Origin of the sequence: Coleofasciculus sp. A1-SPW-01 (genome assembly GCF_040217205.1) — a bacterium.
Lineage (GTDB): Bacteria > Cyanobacteriota > Cyanobacteriia > Cyanobacteriales > Coleofasciculaceae > Coleofasciculus > Coleofasciculus chthonoplastes_A.
This window is the reverse complement of the sequence record NZ_JAVJNP010000034.1, coordinates 1-15,950: the sequence shown is the minus strand read 5'-3', so window position 1 is coordinate 15,950 and position 15,950 is coordinate 1. Positions and strand designations below refer to the sequence as shown.

Genomic DNA, 15,950 nt, shown 5'->3' with positions numbered 1-15,950 from the left:
CTAACTTCTAAAAGCCGAAACGCCCTATTTTTCGTTCTCACTCTTCCTTGTCTACGGTCGCTGAGCGAAGTCGAAGTGATGGTCTACCTGTCTTCCAAGTCTAACCTGAACCGCAATCTTAAAAAACCTACCCTTGTGAGGAGGAGGGGGTGAGGAGGGGTTCATACCAAACCTGGCGATAAATAAGTTCTAATTCACTTCCCACCTCGGCAAAGTAGTCCATTTGCTGGGAGTGTAACGTGACGATAGTTCGGAGAATTAAAAGCGCAATAATTGCCACAATCATACCCGCTGCTGTAGTAATTAGTGCTTCACCAATACCTCCAGCCACTTTTGTTGCCTCAACGGTTGTCCCACCCCCACCAATTTTTAGGTTATTGAATGTACTAATTAAACCCGTAACCGTTCCCAATAGACCCAATAGAGGCGCAACCGCTACAATAGTTTCCAGGAGTTTTTCACCTTTTCGCATTTTGATTAATTCTTTATCACCAGCAGCTTCCATGGCTAAACGAAAGGTTTCTGGTGTTGGCTGTTTCAGCTTGAGGGGTGCATAGAGAAAGCGACCAATGGGCAAGTGTTGAGCCGATTCTGCTATATCTCTAGCCTGTTCTAAGTTAGAATGTGCCGTCCCTAGCACATCGTCAACCAGGGTGGCTTCTTGGCTTAATAATTGAAACCAAAACCAAGCACGATCTAGCCCACAGGATATCGTTAGTATCGATAATCCCAGCAGGGGCAGCATGACGAAACCGCCTTGGATTAATAAATCATAGACTCTTGTCATGTAAGCAAATCTAATTCCGCGATCGCGACTCTAAAAGATCAACCCTGGCAACTTTTATCCTACAACGATACGGTTAAATATGCCCTCGAAGGTCGTGAAGGGACGCGAAGGCTTTCACCTTTGCTATCCTGCAAGAACTTAATCAAACTCGACGGACATATCACGAAGTAGCACGGAGGATGGCTTATGCGTCCATAATAAAAGAAACAAAAAGCTTTACACATCTTAACCATGGCGAGAGATCTGCGGGCATTTATCCAGCTTTTAGAGGAACGGGGACAATTACGTCGGATTACGGCGTTAGTTGACCCGGATTTAGAAATTGCCGAGATATCCAATCGGATGCTACAGGCGGGAGGACCTGGACTATTATTTGAGAATGTCAAGGGTTCATCCTTTCCCGTCGCCATCAACCTGATGGGAACCGAGGAACGGGTGTGTTGGGCGATGAATAAGGAACATCCCCAAGAGTTGGAAACATTGGGGAAAAAGCTGGGAATGCTGCAACAGCCGAAACCACCGAAGAAAATTTCCCAGGCGGTGGAGTTTGGCAAGATTTTATTTGATGTCGTCAAAGCCAAACCAGGACGAGATTTTTTCCCCGCCTGTCAGCAAGTGGTGGTGGAAGGAGACGCCCTAGATTTAAATAAACTGCCCCTAATTCGTCCCTATCCAGGGGATGCGGGCAAAATTATTACCTTGGGGTTGGTGATTACCAAAGACTGTGAAACGGGTACTCCTAATGTGGGTGTGTACCGTCTGCAACTGCAATCCCGGACTACCATGAGTGTTCATTGGTTATCGGTACGGGGTGGGGCGAGACACCTCCGCAAAGCGGCGCAGAATGGCAAGAAACTGGAAATTGCGATCGCGTTAGGGGTTGATCCCTTAATTATTATGGCAGCCGCCACGCCGATTCCCGTAGACCTTTCTGAATGGCTGTTTGCTGGACTCTACGGCGGTTCAGGGGTGCAACTGGCAAAGTGCAAGACGCTAGATTTACAAGTCCCGGCTGACTCCGAGTTTGTCTTAGAAGGGACAATCACACCGGGGGAAGTATTACCTGATGGACCCTTTGGTGATCACATGGGCTATTACGGCGGCGTCGAAGATTCCCCAGTGATTCACTTCCACTGCATGACCCATCGCCAAAACCCCATCTATCTTACCACCTTCAGTGGGCGTCCCCCCAAGGAAGAAGCAATGATGGCGATCGCACTCAATCGGATTTATACGCCAATTTTACGCCAACAAGTATCCGAGATTGTGGACTTCTTCCTCCCCATGGAAGCCCTCAGTTACAAAGCCGCGATTATTTCTATTGATAAAGCCTATCCCGGACAAGCGAGGCGGGCGGCTTTAGCGTTTTGGAGTGCCTTACCCCAATTTACCTACACCAAATTCGTAATTGTTGTGGATAAAGATATTAATATCCGTGATCCGCGTCAAGTGGTGTGGGCAATTAGTTCCAAAGTAGACCCGACGCGAGATGTATTTATTCTGCCGAATACGCCCTTTGATAGCTTAGATTTTGCCAGTGAAAAGATTGGTTTAGGCGGACGTATGGGCATTGATGCAACCACTAAAATTCCTCCCGAAACGGAACATGAATGGGGTGCAACCTTGGAATCCGATGCGGATGTCGCCGCTATGGTTGATCGGCGTTGGGTCGAGTATGGCTTAGAGGATTTGGAATTAGGAGAGGTTAATCCGAATCTGTTTGGCTATGATATGCGGTGAACAAATTTGTAAGTAATTAGGAGATAACCCTTGACCGAATCCAAAAAAACAATCAAACCCTCAGCCCAAGACATTGAAAATGAAGTCAAAGGAATGCAGGAACGCGGTGTTACGAATGCAGAGGTTCTTCAAGCCATGGCAGTTATTGCTGATAAACAAGGTGATTCTACCTTAGCCAGAAAACTCGCCAATACAGCCAAAGAGTTAGTCAAAGAAAGCCAAATTTAAATCAAAACCATGTCCTCTTTCCCAAGTGAAGGGTCACGCGCCATGTCTTAGAGTAAAGCGAAGGATTAATCGGGGCGGGTTTTGTTGCATCTGGGTCAAAAAGAGACGATAGTAGTGAAACCCGCTCCTACACCCCTCAAAACTTATAAGTAATACACAACCGACGCTACCGGACTTGATATGACCAGTCAACCTAATTTTCCTGGCATGAACCCCTACCTGGAACGACCAGACATTTGGCCCGAAATCCATTACGGGTTGATTAGTGGGCTAATGAGAACCCTCAACCCAGTACTTAACCCCAAATATCGGGCGGCTGTCGATAAGCGGGTTTACCTGGATTCTGTTTTAGTTGGTATTCCTGATACAACGGTGATTCAGCAAACGCCTAATCGCACTACAACCTCTACCTCAGCCGCCGTTTTGAGCCAGCCTGAGCGTGTGGCGATACCCATGCTCGAAGAAGTCACCGAACGCTTTTTGGAAATTCGCGAAGTGGCTACCCGCAACGTTATCACTGTCATTGAAGTGCTATCGCCCAAGAATAAACGATCCGGCGAAGGGCGATCGCAGTATCTAAAAAAGCGTCAAACGTTACTCAGCAGCAAAACCCATTTAGTCGAAATTGATCTGCTCAGAAGCGGTGAATCTATGCCTGTGCAAGGTGGATGTATAGCCGACTACCAAATCTTAGTCAGTCGAGCCAATGAAAGACCCGCTGCAGAACGGTATCCCTTTGATTTGCGGGAGCCAATCCCCGTATTTTTATTACCCCTGAGCGCCGCAGAAGTTGAACCGGCGATCGATTTGGCTGCTTTACTTGAACAAGCCTCTCAGGAAGCTGCCCTTGACTTGGTGATTGACTATTCGATGCCGCCAGAACCCCCCTTGAGTGAAGATGATATGACTTGGCTCGATACCTTACGCTAAGTAGTCGGACTTTCATTAAAGTTGAGCATGAGAGCAAGGGAACAGAAAATGGGAAATAGTCAGAATTTTACATTTTTTAATATTTCTTAGTACAACAAACATCATTGTTCCCCACTTCAATCCTAGAAATAGTAGAGCGAGTCAATTTAGTGCCGAGGCAATCCGCCTTGGCATTTTTCTGCAACATTATATGACATAAAACACCTCTTTATTGGAGTTGTATGGTTCATCTTTGGTTCATCAGATTTTGGAACTAAAGATGAGCCACAAAAACGATAATTATCTTGCCCGTCTGGAACAAATCCGGTGGGGTAAGTATCCCCAATGCCCCTATTGCCAATCAACTCATTCTCGACGCTTAAAAAAGGAACGCCGATATCAATGTAACGAATGCTTTACTTCATATAGCGTTACAGTTGGGACTCTGTTTCACAAAACTCATGTTGACTTAGAAAAATGGGTTCTGGCAATTTATCTGGTTCTCAATCCCCCCGAACGGATTAGTGTGCGTCAGTTAGCGAAGAAAATTGGAGTCAATAAGAATACCGCCTCCTATATGATTGCCCGGATTCGTCAGGCAATGACTAAAGAGGCGGACTTGCTACAGCGACTTGTTGAAATAGAGTTTGAGTGAATTACAAGTCCAGTGACATTAACCCCCTAAACCAAACCCATTTGAGTTCCCTCCCCTTGATCAGGGGAGGGTTAGGGTGGGGTTTGTCTAAAGGTATTAGAGATTTGTCAACTTAATCGGTTAACTCTTTTTGGGAATGTCTAAGGAAGAAAGGTATTTAGACAGCGATTCTCCCAATAGTTCTTCGGGTGTCTTTTTTTTATCGGGTTTTTTAGCCGTAAATCCACCAAAAAACCAAACCCAAAGCGAAGCATAGAGGAATAGGATGAAAAATGGTGACAGCATAATCGTTAACGGTAGATAACCCTAATCAAACTAATCCCAGAGATAGGCAAGACTGAGGATACAGTCTTTCACTCCCTCTGCGACTACTGACAGTTAGGAAACTTTCCTTACATCCAAGTGTAGGACTGTGTGTCGAAAAAGTCTCGACCGCTAACTGGGACAGTAGAGACGCGCCATGGCGCGTCTCTACTGGGTTTTGGGCGGATGTCAATCCAATTCTATCGGTTATATGGCATTACTAGAGAGCAATGTTCTCCCGATAATATTGTGTGCATTTTTTTGGATATGATGGCTAACAATTTGCTGAATTTTATGATGCAAATGTTTTTCGGTATCTTTAAGGCTTGCCAAAAATGTCAGTAATCGTTGTTTATCTAATAGCGGTAAGTCCCTGAGCAATTCTTCAGCTTCCTCTAACATTCGCTCTTGTGCCTCTGGCATCAAGGTGATCCAGTTGGAATATAATAGGTTGCGTTCGACAATCGCCAGCTTCCATTGATATTCGGGCATGATGCTTGTCCCACTTAATCATTTGCTATCTGTCGATCATCCTAAGTGAAAGACTATGAAGAAATGGCAAAGATGGCTCTTTCGGTTGTAAAAAGATTGTAAATCTAGCATCCAGGTAGGGCAGGGCGGGTTTTGGACAACCGTTGTCGGTGATGTGCCGATAGGTTAGTCCCTCGCGCCCGCCCCGACAATTGTTTTATCCCATCGCATCCCCTACTGATTTTCCGCCATCGCCTTGGTGCGAGCTTGAAATCCCGCCGCCTTCAGCCTGTCAACCATACCTTCATAATCTTGTACCCAGTATTTAGGATCAAAGCGGACAAATTGACTCTGATTTAACGCCCCAACCCTAGCGATAACTGGCACTTTTTGCGGTTTTCTCTCCCCAGATTGTTCTTGCAAAATCGATTGGAGACGTTTCAGGGTGGCTGTGTCCACGCTCTGGGGGGTTAGTTCCACGATAATCATTTGTGCTTTTTCAATGGGTTCGACGTCTTCAATAATCATCTGAATTTTCTCATCTCGTTCATCCGCCTTACCCCAAACAATTAGACGGGCATCTTTTTCAATTAAGGAACTAATCCGCTCAAACGTTTTCGGAAAAATAACGCCATCGGCTTGACCGGTGAGATCTTCCATTTGCACAAATGCCATGCGCTCGCCACTTGTTTTGGTAACGTGAAATTTTACCTCAGTCAGCATCACGATGGCACTCAGGATGGTGCGTTTGTTCTGATCTGCTAATTCGTTGAGGTTAATCGGAGTCAGTACCTGATTGGCGACTTGATGCACAGCTTTGAGAGGGTGATCCGAGACATAGAAGCCGAGCAATTCTTTTTCTTGTAGGAGCTTTTCTTGAGCCGAGAAATCCTCAACCTTGGGGGTTTTCGGAGCAGCTTTCCAGGCATTATTCCGTTCACTGTTATTTGTATCCGCGTCTTCTAAGACATCAAAAATATTAATTTGACCACTCTGTCGATCCTTGGCTCGATCTTGCCCCCAACTAATCAGCACCTCTAAATCGTTAATTAGTTGTTTGCGATTGGATTCTAGGCGATCGAACGCCCCGGAGTAAATCAGGGATTCCAAGGCGCGACGATTCACCACTCGTAAATCCACGCGATCGCAAAAATCGGCTAATGACTGAAAATCCCCGTCCTTTTCCCGTTGGTGGAGAATAGTCTCAATCGCCCCCTCGCCCAAATTCCGGATGGCTGAGAATCCGAATAAGATTTTGCCAGAGACTGGGGTAAAATCGACGTGCGATCGGTTAATATCCGGCTGCAAGACATCGATGCCCATGGTGGTACAGGTGGCGATGTACTTCTGCACCTTATCCTGATTCCCACTACTGGCTGTCAGCAGCGCTGTCATGTACTCCACCGGATAATTGGCTTTCAGAAACGCTGTCTGATAGGTAACATAGGCATACGCCGTGGAGTGGGACTTGTTAAAGCAATTGGACGCCACCGAGCCATTGAAGAGCAGAAAATTATGGTCGCGCTCGACGCCAATGTCATAGACTGGTTGAGTACCCAAGGGTTTACGACCGATAATTTTAACCACGTTTAGAACTCCTTAAATCGTTTCCAAATTGCGCTGACATGCTAAGAGCCGGAATTGTGGGATTGCCCAACGTAGGCAAATCAACCTTATTTAACGCCCTCGTCGCCAATGCTAAAGCAGATGCGGCGAATTTTCCCTTCTGCACGATTGAGCCGAATGTTGGGGTTGTCGCTGTACCCGATGAACGGTTGTCTGTGCTGGCGAAAATTTCCACCTCTGAGCAAATTGTGCCAACTCGGATTGAATTTGTCGATATTGCCGGATTGGTGAAGGGGGCGAGTAAAGGCGAGGGACTCGGGAACCAGTTTTTAGCCAATATCCGGGAAGTGGATGCCATTGTCCATGTGGTGCGCTGTTTTGATGATGAGAATATTATCCATGTTTCCGGTTCCGTTGATCCAGTACGTGACATTGACGTGATTAATCTGGAATTGGCGTTAGCGGATTTAGCCCAAGTGGAACGCCGCATGGAACGCACCCGCAAGCAGGCGCGGACGAGTAAAGAGGCGCAGTTGGAACTGGAAGCCTTGGAAAAGTTGAGTGCGGGATTGAATGAAGGTAAATCGGCGCGAAATATTAGTTTAACCGAAGACGAAGCCGAGGTGGTGAAGCCGTTAGGATTATTGAGTGCAAAACCGATTATTTATGCGGCGAATGTGTCAGAAGATGATTTAGCCTCTGGGAATGAATGGGTGGAACAAGTCCGACAAGTCGCCACGGCTGAAGCGGCAGAAGTTGTGGTGGTTTCGGCGCAAGTGGAGTCAGAATTAGTTGAGTTACCGGAAGATGAACGGGGAGATTTCTTGGAGTCGTTAGGGGTGGAAGAAGGGGGATTAAAATCCTTAATTCGGGCTACATACAACTTGTTAGGATTACGCACCTTTTTAACCACCGGACCCAAAGAAACCCGGGCTTGGACGATTACAGCCGGAATGAAAGCCCCCCAAGCGGCTGGTACGATTCACACGGATTTTGAGCGGGGATTTATTCGGGCGGAAACGGTTGGTTATGATGATTTAGTAACGTCTGGATCAATGAATGCGGCGAAGGACAAAGGATTAGTGCGGGCGGAAGGGAAAGAGTATGTGGTGCAAGAAGGCGATGTAATGCTATTTCGGTTTAATGTTTAAGTCCAATTCTCAACAGGGCGGTTGAAACCGCAGCTACACAAACAAAACCTGCCTACGCAGGTTTCAAAAGATTTTAGGTAGGGTGGGCAAGAGTTATAAACCAACAAACCCTTATATTATTGTTCGTTGCTCTTGCCCACTACAACGGTAACTGAATTCCTGTGAATTTAAAGTTTTGATCAGCTAATCTCTAGCCTTTTAAAGTCAGCTAGCAAAAACGCGATCGCGCCAAATAATTTATCTAAATCTGTAATCGCTATTCGGGTTTTCTCTTTCGTAAAAATATCCCCCACAAGCCGCCCCAGTTGCCATAATTCTCCATCGGTAACAATGCCATAAACAGGTTGTGTTTCATTCTGGTTCATCTTCTGTGCGGCAATTAACTCCGCAAGGCATTGACCCCACCCTTCAATAAAGTTATTCTGTTTGGCTTCAACAACCACGACAAGCGGTAAACCCAGTATTGTTTTTCCGAGTTCTGATTTTGTTGATATTAAATAATCAGGTGTGCCTGTGAGTTTATGATCATAAGTAATGGACTTATGACTCCAGAGTGTGTATTGATCAACAAAGCTTTTATAGACTTCTCTTAAGATTGGATAAATGACATTCTCACAGCGAGAGGCTTCAGATGTAAAAACATCTATATTTTCTAGGTTAAAGTCAAATTCGTTACGGAAATCATCTGAATGCTTCAAGTCAATATATGAAATAAAGTTGTCCTCTGAATACTTAATATTGTATTCTTGTTGAACTTGAGCCAGGGATTTGAAGTCGGTAAATACCATAGGTGGTCTACCGCCTCTCAACTAATTTTATGTGCCACATCCTTTTTTCCCTCAAACAGGACAACTCAGACTATTTTACTCGATTTAGAGAGCCTCTATTTCACTAACCGCCTTAAACCAGTTTTAAGACCAAACAAACCCAACCTGATTTTATGAGTGGCAAATACGTTCTTTAGGGATATTTTAACGATAATGATGGGATTATTGACTTGGTTAGGCTAAAGCCCTGACTACGAACCGGGGCGATTTGAAATTCATCAAACTTAATTATGTCTGAGTCGGGTTTCCTGGTATCAAAACGATAACTGCTGACGATTCCTGTACTGGTGTCTAAGATGCTAAATACGGTGATATCGTTACTGGAAATATACGGTAAGGGTTGGTTATCCTCACCTATTAAGGGTGCAATCGTGGGCAGAATCGGTTCTAATCCATTGGGATCTCCTGTAGCCGCGTAATCTTTTCCCTCTGGCACTTGGCGCTGTTTTTCGCCTAGGTAAGCCCCATAAGTATTCCCCACATTGGATGATTCGAGAAAATGGATTCCCTGAGCATTGACAAAGCGATTCCAGAGATGGGAATGTCCATATAAAACCAGTTGTACGCCTGCGTTTTCGAGTAAGGGGATCACATCCCGCCGAATATAATCGGCTTGGGGAGGATAGTCATAACGCACCGCCGTAATTGTTCCATTTCTATCCCGTTCAATGATTTGTACGGGGTCAGTATAAGGCGGGACAATATTATCTCCTAAAGAATGGGGGGGATGGTGAAACATGACGATTTTATAGTTGGCTTGTTGGAACTCTGGACTGTTGAGTTCAGCCTTGAGCCAGTTATACTGAGGACTTCCTGATTTAATCAGTTCAAAAATATGCTGTCCATATCCCCAAGCCGTGGGATTATTTAAATCGGCTTCTCGTTCCCGATACCGTCCTTTGGTATTCGGTTTGAGGCTGGGCGTTCTCCAGATATTAGTAATATACAGGGAAATTAGACGAATATCACCAAAAGTAATGGCGTAATAGTTCTCGTTCCCCGGTAGCGTAAAAATTTCGTTGTAGGTGTCGGTATTAAAGGAATGCTCTTTGAGCCAAATAAGAGGGTTATTCGAGTTCGACTGAGCGGACTTTTGTTGATATATGTCTGCGGCAACTTGGCGAGGAATCGGATCATTAAATTGGTCATTTAATCCCCTATCCATGGAAAATCGTCCCATAACCTCGTGATTTCCTGTGGCGGGAAATAAGGGCGCATGTTGAATTAACTCACCTCCGGTGTAGCGGGTAGTAATGTTATTCTTCTCTAGTTGATAATTAGCCTGACCTTGAAGGGCGGGAAAGAAAGCACCGCCGCGATTATCATCAAACCATTCGGAAGCGCGATCGGGAATATTTACTAAGTCTCCCGCCAGAAAAATGGCATCCACTCTGCCTACAGTTTCTGCTACCTTTTGTAAATTGGCGGCTGTCATGGGCATGAGTTGATGATCTGAGGTGAGCAGAATTTTCAGGGGGGTATGAGGTGGAGGTGCAGCGGCTAAGGTAAAGGGGTTACTCTTGACAAGTTGTCCATCATTCCGCACGCTGGTTACTTGATAGGGAGCTCGTTTACCGGGAGTAAGTCCCGTTACCTCGGCTTCATGTCGCCAGATATCCCTTAGCGTCGGTTTCTGGTAAACTTGAGCATCTTCGGTTTGTTCTCCAACACGGGATTTTTGGTCTTCACGGGTACGACTGAGTTTGGTGGTATTCGCGATCGCAACCCGCCTCAGTCCTTTTCCATAAGCTACACTATGACGGGTTCCAGCAAATTCTGTAAACCAGACGACGCGCACCGAGGTGTCAGTGGGCAATTGTAGAAACGGATCAGTCAACAGTTGCGCTGGGGTCAGATAAGTGGGTGGTTGGGCGAACAGCACAACGATGGGTGCAAGCGCAATGAAGACGACAAGTAAACCTGCAATAAGAAGTGGGCGACTGGTTAAACGATTGACCATGAATCGTCCTCAATACAAGATTAGATGCAATACTGCTCAGTTAAACAAGAAAGTAAGAGTCTGTTTAGGTGGAGCTACCAAATTACGGGTTTTTGGTGTTACTAGAACAAGGTTCAGGTAATCATTTTCTCGGTAAAAGTTCCAATTGGCAAATTGATGCCAGCTTTGCAAGTCGAATGTCTCTCCGAAAACCCTTTGAAACGCCTTTTGGTCAAAATCTCCGCAGACTAGCCAAAGGCGAGAGGGAAAAGGTGATAAGCTACGCAGCGCATTCTCTACAGTTGACGGCTTGATTTTGGTCGTAGGGCAAAGTTCTGGTTGACGATTGATGGGGGCTGAACCTTGATAGTAATGCCTCAGTGCTGAAGGTGCTTTTTCCGAAGGAGAACCCCCCGATAAAACGATAACGTCACCTGGTTTTTCATTGATGCTAATCGTCTGCATTATGCCTTGCCAATCTTGGCGGTCTTGCACAGTATAGTAGCGCACCAATCCACCACTGACCGCGATCGCATAAACTATTACCACACCAATCGCTAGGATTCGCTGCAAACGCCAGACTCGGAGAAAGCCTGCGGCTAAGAGAATAAGTACATAAGGGGCAACAAACAGGATGTAACGGTCAACCCATAATCTTTGGGAAACCAAGTATAGCATCGCTGAAGGCAAAAACGCCCACGCTGCAACCCATACAGCACTTTCTAACACGGTGTGGTACAGTAACAGCCATGAGCGAACCGATTTATTTATATGTATAGCGCTTCGCGCTGGTCTATTTACACGCCTGCCAGATGTATCCTTGATCATGAGAATTTTAGAACTTTTGTACTATAACGACAGGAGAGCGAACTGCTAGAGGAGTAATTAAGAGGCAGTATGATAAAAAAATGTGACGAAACAAGTTTATTTCACCACTGTTTTGCCTCCCATAGGCAAGTTTTGGGCAGTAGGTTCAGTTATGCGATCGCGTCAAATCATGGTACCGCCATTTCGGCTTTAAGTTTTCCAGTCTTCCTGAACCAGGTATATAGTATATGCATCCCTATTCTCTCGATTTACGCCAAAAAGTTATCGCCGCTTATGAAAACCATGAAGGTTCTCAAAGGCAATTAGCTAGTCGGTTTAAAGTCAGTCTAGGATTTATTCAAAACATAAAACTTGAACAAAATCTCGGAGTTCAAGTTAGCATAAGTACCTTACACTATTTTTTGCAAAAACTCAAATTGACTCGAAAAAAAACTTTTCACGCCGATCAAGCTGAAACTGAGCGAGTTCAAAACCTGAGAGTGGAATATTGAAATGAGGTTAGGGAAATCGATCTAAAGAACAAGCGTGTTTATAGATGAAATGGGCATCCAACTAAGTCTATGCCGCACTCATGCGCGGTCACCCAAAGGACAAAGAGCTTATGGAAGTAAACCCTATAGTCGTGGAAAAAACGTTAGTGTTATTGGTGCAATAGCCCTCAAAGGTTTTCTCGGATGTATGACTCTTGAAGGTACAACTAATGGGGATGCATTTCAAGTTTTTGTCGAAAAGGTTTTACTCAACTGTTTGTGGCCTGGTGCTGTAGTTGTTATGGATAATCTTTCAGCTCATAAAGTCGCTTCTATTGAGTCTATAATTGAGAAAGCTGGAGCCAAAGTAATTTATCTATCTCCCTATTCCCCCGATTTTAACCCAATTGAAAATTGCTGGTCTAAACTTAAACAGTATTTGCGTAAAGCAGCTGCTCGTTGTAGAGATATAGTAGAACAGGCTTTAGTTAATGCTATTGATTTAGTTACTCCTACTGATATTAGAAATTGGTTGGCTCATGGCTGTTACTGTACCACACCGTGTTAGAAAGTGCTGTAGAGGACATCTAATTCGACACATTCTCCTGATCCCAGCGACTGTATCAGAACTATCAATCCAAAAATCATAAGAAAAATTTATATCCATTAAGGCATAAGCCTATGGGCTTACTTCATACAAGCTTTATGCAGCTAAGGAAAATGCCCCTAGTGCAGCGCCCTTGGAAATACTTGAGCAGCTTCGTAGATACGATGAAGCTGGGGGAGCTGGGGGAGCTGGGGAAGATAGTAGCTGTTCAGTTATTTCTGCCTTCTTGCACTAGTGAAAGAAAGTAGAAATACTTATACCAAGTTGCAGTCTAATGTAGAACTTTCTTTTTCTCCCTATCTCCCCCTCACCCTCTCACCCCATCTACTCTATCTCTACATCCTTTCAGTCTCTTGACGCAATGCCCCAATAATCTGAGTATTCGCCTTGGGAAACGGAAACTGGTCAATTTCCTCTAGGGTTACCCAACGGATTTCATCACATTCCAGGGCTTGGGGGACACCTGAGAGATGACGACAGTGATGGACAATCAACGTCACGCGAAAATGGCTATAGGCATGATCAACCGTGATTACGCGATCGCCTACTTCAATCTCAATTCCCAATTCTTCCCGAATTTCCCGCTTAATACAGTCTGCCACAGTTTCATCTGGCTCAATTTTGCCACCAGGAAACTCCCATAATCCACCCAATAACCCCTGAGCAGGGCGGCGGTCAATTAAAATTTGTCCTTGATTGTTCCAAATCACGGCAACACCAATGATTTTGTGAGGTAAGGGGGTAGAGGCTTCACGCATGGGTAACTTAGATGCAACACCTAGATTGTACGCCTGACAGTGACTCTGCCAAGGACAATGGCAACAATCGGGGTTTTTAGGAGTACAGATAGTCGCCCCTAAATCCATTAACGCCTGATTAAAAGTGCCAGGATGTTCTGGATCAAGCAACGATTCCGAAAGTTGCCAAAGCTTTTTCGTTGCTTTAGCAGGTGGTACTGATAAAGCTACCAATCGTGCCAGAATTCGCTTCACATTCCCATCCAGAATCGGTACAGGTTGATTAAAAGCGGCGGTGAGAATTCCGCCGGCTGTGGTTCGACCAATTCCTGGTAATGCTAAAACGTCACTCAGTTGATCTGGAAAAATTCCCCCGTAGTCCTGGATTATTTGTTGAGCGGCTTTGTGGAGATTTCTCGCTCTACTGTAATACCCTAATCCTTGCCAAACCAGAAGCACCTGCTGTAAATCCGCTGTCGCTAGCGTTTCGATGGTGGGAAATTCAGCCAACCAACGGTGATAATAAGGGATAACCGTTTTCACCTGGGTTTGCTGCAACATAATTTCCGAAATCCAGATTGGATATGGATCGGTGCTACCTCGCCAAGGCAAGTCTCGACAGGCGTTGGCATACCAGGTTAAGAGAGTTTCTCGCTGGTTTTCTACAGATGAAATCGGCAGCCCAGCAAATGAGTCTGCCGATTTTTGATTTCGCCCCAATTATCCTATTTCCTGTAGATGACTTTCTTTTCTTCTGCCTTCTTACTCTAGCCAGCATCTGCGCCGGAGGAATCGGTCTTTTGCAAGGATTTTTCAAATGTCATGCGTTGTTCAGCTTTGCGTAGGAAATAACCACTGACCATTGCTGAGGCTAACAAATGTCCTAGATCCTCGCGGCTAGTATTAATAGTGACATCAAAATGGTCTGAAGGAATATTACCCAACAATCCCATCACATTACGTTCCATGACCTGAAACACATCAGCCGAGGTGGGTTTGGATAAATGGGAAACGGTTTCTGGACTCAGCGATTGTACGTACTCCCACAAAAGATTATTGTCTCCATTGCCTTCAAAAAATTCTGGGACGCGATCAGATTGGTTGTTCACCGTTTACCTCCGAGCAATAGCTCTATATCTTCCATTTCCATCTAACTTAACAAGGGATAATTGATCATCAGGTAGGTGGAACCGAACCCATAATATCAGGTTGTCTCATAAGACCAACTAACTGACTGCAATATATTCACGCATGTCAGCTTGGCGCTTGCGAAGCTTAGACAGCGCTTCCCGTTCAATTTGACGGACTCGTTCACGGCTGATTTTGAGTTGATCGCCAATCTTGGCGAGTGTCATGGGTTGACCATCGACTAGACCAAAGCGTAGCATTAGCACTTCACGTTGCTGCTCGGTTAAATCCGCCATTAACTTCTCCAGATCGACTTGCATGGCTGAATAGGTAGCAAAATCTTCTGGCGAAGGTCCGCTATCTTCGAGCAGTTCTCCTAATTCCGTATCTTGATTATCGCCGACTCGTAGATCTAACGACAGAGGTTGACGCGCTTTCTCCAGGTACTCCCGGACTTGCTTGGGTGTCAGGTCTAATTCTGTCGCCAATTCCGATATGGTGGCGGCACGCCCTAGCGTCTGCGAGAGTTGGCGCTGGGCTTTTTTGATTTTGTTCAGCTTTTCGGTGATGTGGATCGGTAAGCGAATTGTTCGTCCTTTCTCCGCGATCGCACGGGTAATGGCTTGACGAATCCACCAATAGGCGTAGGTAGAGAAACGATACCCTTTGGTCGGGTCAAATTTTTCTACGCCCCGTTGCATCCCAATCGTACCTTCCTGAATCAAGTCAAGCAGGTCTACATTGCGCTTGATATATTTCTTGGCTACGGAAACCACCAAACGTAAATTGGCTTCTACCATTTTGCGCTTAGCCGTTTGACCTGCCCTGATGCACGATTGTAACTCGGCTTCCGATAGGGACGAGGCTTTTGCCCACTCACACAGCGTTGGTTCGTAACCCAATTGTTCAAACAGCGACTCTTTGGTTTGCTCTAAGGCATTTAAACGCTGGACTTGCTTTCCGTATAATATCTCTTGCTCGTGGGTCAACAGGGGTACACGACCAATTTCTTGGAGGTAAGTGCGGACAAGGTCTGTAGAGGTCTGAGCAGTTTTCATAGCGATCGCTATATCTATATTATGAGTGGAGTTCAAGCAACTAAGCTCCTTTTCAGGAGGGTTCACCTTAAGCTGGGGTGAACGCTTCTCTATGAGAGAAATGTTAAGTTTTATTTCAATAGGGGGAAATAGATTGATTAGGAAACTCGAAATGTGTATGACTGGGTGAGTTAAAGCCCCCATCCCTAACCCAGATTTAGAATTGGCTATCTATCCGATTTGTTTTTGCCTCTGCTTATTGCATACGTTATATCTGACACTAGCTAACACTTCATTAAATATTGTAACATATCTTAATCAAAAGCCGTCCATCTAGAGCTGGGGAAGCTGGGGGAGCTGGGGGAGCTGGGGGAGCTGGGAGAGCTGGGGAAGCTGGGGAAGTTAACTACAAAACTCTACCTTACCTATTACCTATTGCCTATTGCCTATTGCCTATTGCCTATTGCCTATTGCCTATTGCCTATTGCCTATTGCCTATTGCCTATTGCCTATTGCCTATTGCCTATTGCCTATTGCCTATTGCCTATTGCCTATTGCCTATTGCCT

The 15,950-nt window shown here is 45.3% G+C and carries 17 protein-coding genes; 7 read left to right on the top strand and 10 right to left on the bottom strand.

What is annotated here, in order from left to right; all coding sequences use genetic code 11:
• Positions 1-127: 127 nt before the first annotated feature.
• A complete protein-coding gene (locus RH949_RS05965; protein ID WP_006101994.1) occupies positions 128-787 on the bottom strand; it encodes a MotA/TolQ/ExbB proton channel family protein in 660 nt (219 codons plus the stop codon).
• Positions 788-1,018: 231 nt separating this feature from the next.
• On the opposite strand from RH949_RS05965, the gene RH949_RS05960 reads away from it, so the two are divergent.
• From RH949_RS05960 to RH949_RS05945, 4 genes are all read left to right on the top strand, one after another.
• On the top strand, positions 1,019-2,527 hold the full coding sequence (locus RH949_RS05960; RefSeq protein ID WP_006101857.1) for a UbiD family decarboxylase: 1,509 nt from the start codon (positions 1,019-1,021) through the stop codon (positions 2,525-2,527).
• A 30-nt stretch (positions 2,528-2,557) separates the two neighbouring features.
• Complete coding sequence (locus RH949_RS05955) at positions 2,558-2,755, top strand: hypothetical protein (protein WP_006101936.1); 198 nt, start codon at positions 2,558-2,560, stop codon at positions 2,753-2,755.
• A 180-nt stretch (positions 2,756-2,935) separates the two neighbouring features.
• Positions 2,936-3,685 carry a DUF4058 family protein gene (locus tag RH949_RS05950; protein ID WP_446352215.1) on the top strand — a complete coding sequence of 250 codons (750 nt, stop codon included), beginning with the start codon at positions 2,936-2,938 and terminating at the stop codon, positions 3,683-3,685.
• A gap of 259 nt (positions 3,686-3,944) precedes the next feature.
• On the top strand, positions 3,945-4,319 hold the full coding sequence (locus RH949_RS05945; protein ID WP_006101956.1) for a transposase: 375 nt from the start codon (positions 3,945-3,947) through the stop codon (positions 4,317-4,319).
• Positions 4,320-4,439: 120 nt separating this feature from the next.
• Here the strand turns inward: RH949_RS05945 and RH949_RS05940 are convergent, their stop codons facing one another.
• The 3 genes from RH949_RS05940 to RH949_RS05930 all read right to left on the bottom strand — a co-directional run bounded on the left by RH949_RS05940 (position 4,440) and on the right by RH949_RS05930 (position 6,680).
• Positions 4,440-4,604 (bottom strand): hypothetical protein, encoded by a 165-nt coding sequence (locus tag RH949_RS05940; RefSeq protein WP_006102093.1) that lies wholly within the window; start codon positions 4,602-4,604, stop codon positions 4,440-4,442.
• A 225-nt stretch (positions 4,605-4,829) separates the two neighbouring features.
• On the bottom strand, positions 4,830-5,114 hold the full coding sequence (locus RH949_RS05935; RefSeq protein ID WP_006102035.1) for a hypothetical protein: 285 nt from the start codon (positions 5,112-5,114) through the stop codon (positions 4,830-4,832).
• Positions 5,115-5,327: 213 nt separating this feature from the next.
• Positions 5,328-6,680, bottom strand: a complete 1,353-nt coding sequence (locus RH949_RS05930; protein WP_446352214.1) for a helix-hairpin-helix domain-containing protein — start codon at positions 6,678-6,680, stop codon at positions 5,328-5,330.
• 38 nt (positions 6,681-6,718) lie between these two features.
• Between RH949_RS05930 and ychF the strand changes: the two genes are divergently transcribed.
• Positions 6,719-7,810, top strand: coding sequence for a redox-regulated ATPase YchF (gene ychF, locus RH949_RS05925; RefSeq protein ID WP_446352213.1), 1,092 nt, complete (start codon positions 6,719-6,721; stop codon positions 7,808-7,810).
• Positions 7,811-7,989: 179 nt separating this feature from the next.
• Here ychF and RH949_RS05920 read toward each other — a convergent pair whose 3' ends face one another.
• From RH949_RS05920 to RH949_RS05910, 3 genes are all read right to left on the bottom strand, one after another.
• Positions 7,990-8,598 carry a hypothetical protein gene (locus RH949_RS05920; RefSeq protein WP_446352212.1) on the bottom strand — a complete coding sequence of 203 codons (609 nt, stop codon included), beginning with the start codon at positions 8,596-8,598 and terminating at the stop codon, positions 7,990-7,992.
• A gap of 172 nt (positions 8,599-8,770) precedes the next feature.
• Positions 8,771-10,597: a metallophosphoesterase gene (locus tag RH949_RS05915; protein WP_446352211.1), complete on the bottom strand. Its 1,827-nt coding sequence runs from the start codon at positions 10,595-10,597 to the stop codon at positions 8,771-8,773.
• Positions 10,598-10,633: 36 nt separating this feature from the next.
• Positions 10,634-11,254: a hypothetical protein gene (locus RH949_RS05910; protein ID WP_157453207.1), complete on the bottom strand. Its 621-nt coding sequence runs from the start codon at positions 11,252-11,254 to the stop codon at positions 10,634-10,636.
• 377 nt (positions 11,255-11,631) lie between these two features.
• Here RH949_RS05910 and RH949_RS05905 point away from each other — a divergent pair, with 377 nt between their 5' ends.
• Entirely contained in the window at positions 11,632-11,895 is a 264-nt protein-coding gene (locus tag RH949_RS05905; protein ID WP_446352210.1) for a hypothetical protein, read from the top strand.
• A gap of 34 nt (positions 11,896-11,929) precedes the next feature.
• Complete coding sequence (locus RH949_RS05900; RefSeq protein ID WP_446352209.1) at positions 11,930-12,442, top strand: IS630 family transposase; 513 nt, start codon at positions 11,930-11,932, stop codon at positions 12,440-12,442.
• Positions 12,443-12,816: 374 nt separating this feature from the next.
• Here the strand turns inward: RH949_RS05900 and mutY are convergent, their stop codons facing one another.
• The 3 genes from mutY to RH949_RS05885 all read right to left on the bottom strand — a co-directional run bounded on the left by mutY (position 12,817) and on the right by RH949_RS05885 (position 15,404).
• Complete coding sequence (mutY, locus tag RH949_RS05895; RefSeq protein ID WP_446352208.1) at positions 12,817-13,938, bottom strand: A/G-specific adenine glycosylase; 1,122 nt, start codon at positions 13,936-13,938, stop codon at positions 12,817-12,819.
• A 47-nt stretch (positions 13,939-13,985) separates the two neighbouring features.
• A complete protein-coding gene (locus RH949_RS05890) occupies positions 13,986-14,327 on the bottom strand; it encodes a DUF760 domain-containing protein (RefSeq protein ID WP_006101907.1) in 342 nt (113 codons plus the stop codon).
• A gap of 117 nt (positions 14,328-14,444) precedes the next feature.
• Positions 14,445-15,404, bottom strand: a complete 960-nt coding sequence (locus RH949_RS05885) for an RNA polymerase sigma factor, RpoD/SigA family (protein ID WP_044207872.1) — start codon at positions 15,402-15,404, stop codon at positions 14,445-14,447.
• Between the last annotated feature and the right edge of the window lie 546 nt (positions 15,405-15,950).

Bases quoted from the DNA above. Each gene is read 5' to 3' on its own strand.
- ychF (WP_446352213.1), top strand. From the start codon at position 6,719: ATGCTAAGAGCCGGAATTGTGGGATTGCCCAACGTAGGCAAATCAACC.
- RH949_RS05965 (WP_006101994.1), bottom strand. From the start codon at position 787: ATGACAAGAGTCTATGATTTATTAATCCAAGGCGGTTTCGTCATGCTG.
- RH949_RS05915 (WP_446352211.1), bottom strand. From the start codon at position 10,597: ATGGTCAATCGTTTAACCAGTCGCCCACTTCTTATTGCAGGTTTACTT.
- RH949_RS05905 (WP_446352210.1), top strand. From the start codon at position 11,632: ATGCATCCCTATTCTCTCGATTTACGCCAAAAAGTTATCGCCGCTTAT.
- RH949_RS05935 (WP_006102035.1), bottom strand. From the start codon at position 5,114: ATGCCCGAATATCAATGGAAGCTGGCGATTGTCGAACGCAACCTATTA.
- RH949_RS05940 (WP_006102093.1), bottom strand. From the start codon at position 4,604: ATGCTGTCACCATTTTTCATCCTATTCCTCTATGCTTCGCTTTGGGTT.
- RH949_RS05960 (WP_006101857.1), top strand. From the start codon at position 1,019: ATGGCGAGAGATCTGCGGGCATTTATCCAGCTTTTAGAGGAACGGGGA.
- RH949_RS05910 (WP_157453207.1), bottom strand. From the start codon at position 11,254: ATGCTATACTTGGTTTCCCAAAGATTATGGGTTGACCGTTACATCCTG.
- RH949_RS05945 (WP_006101956.1), top strand. From the start codon at position 3,945: ATGAGCCACAAAAACGATAATTATCTTGCCCGTCTGGAACAAATCCGG.
- RH949_RS05950 (WP_446352215.1), top strand. From the start codon at position 2,936: ATGACCAGTCAACCTAATTTTCCTGGCATGAACCCCTACCTGGAACGA.
- RH949_RS05920 (WP_446352212.1), bottom strand. From the start codon at position 8,598: ATGGTATTTACCGACTTCAAATCCCTGGCTCAAGTTCAACAAGAATAC.
- RH949_RS05885 (WP_044207872.1), bottom strand. From the start codon at position 15,404: ATGAAAACTGCTCAGACCTCTACAGACCTTGTCCGCACTTACCTCCAA.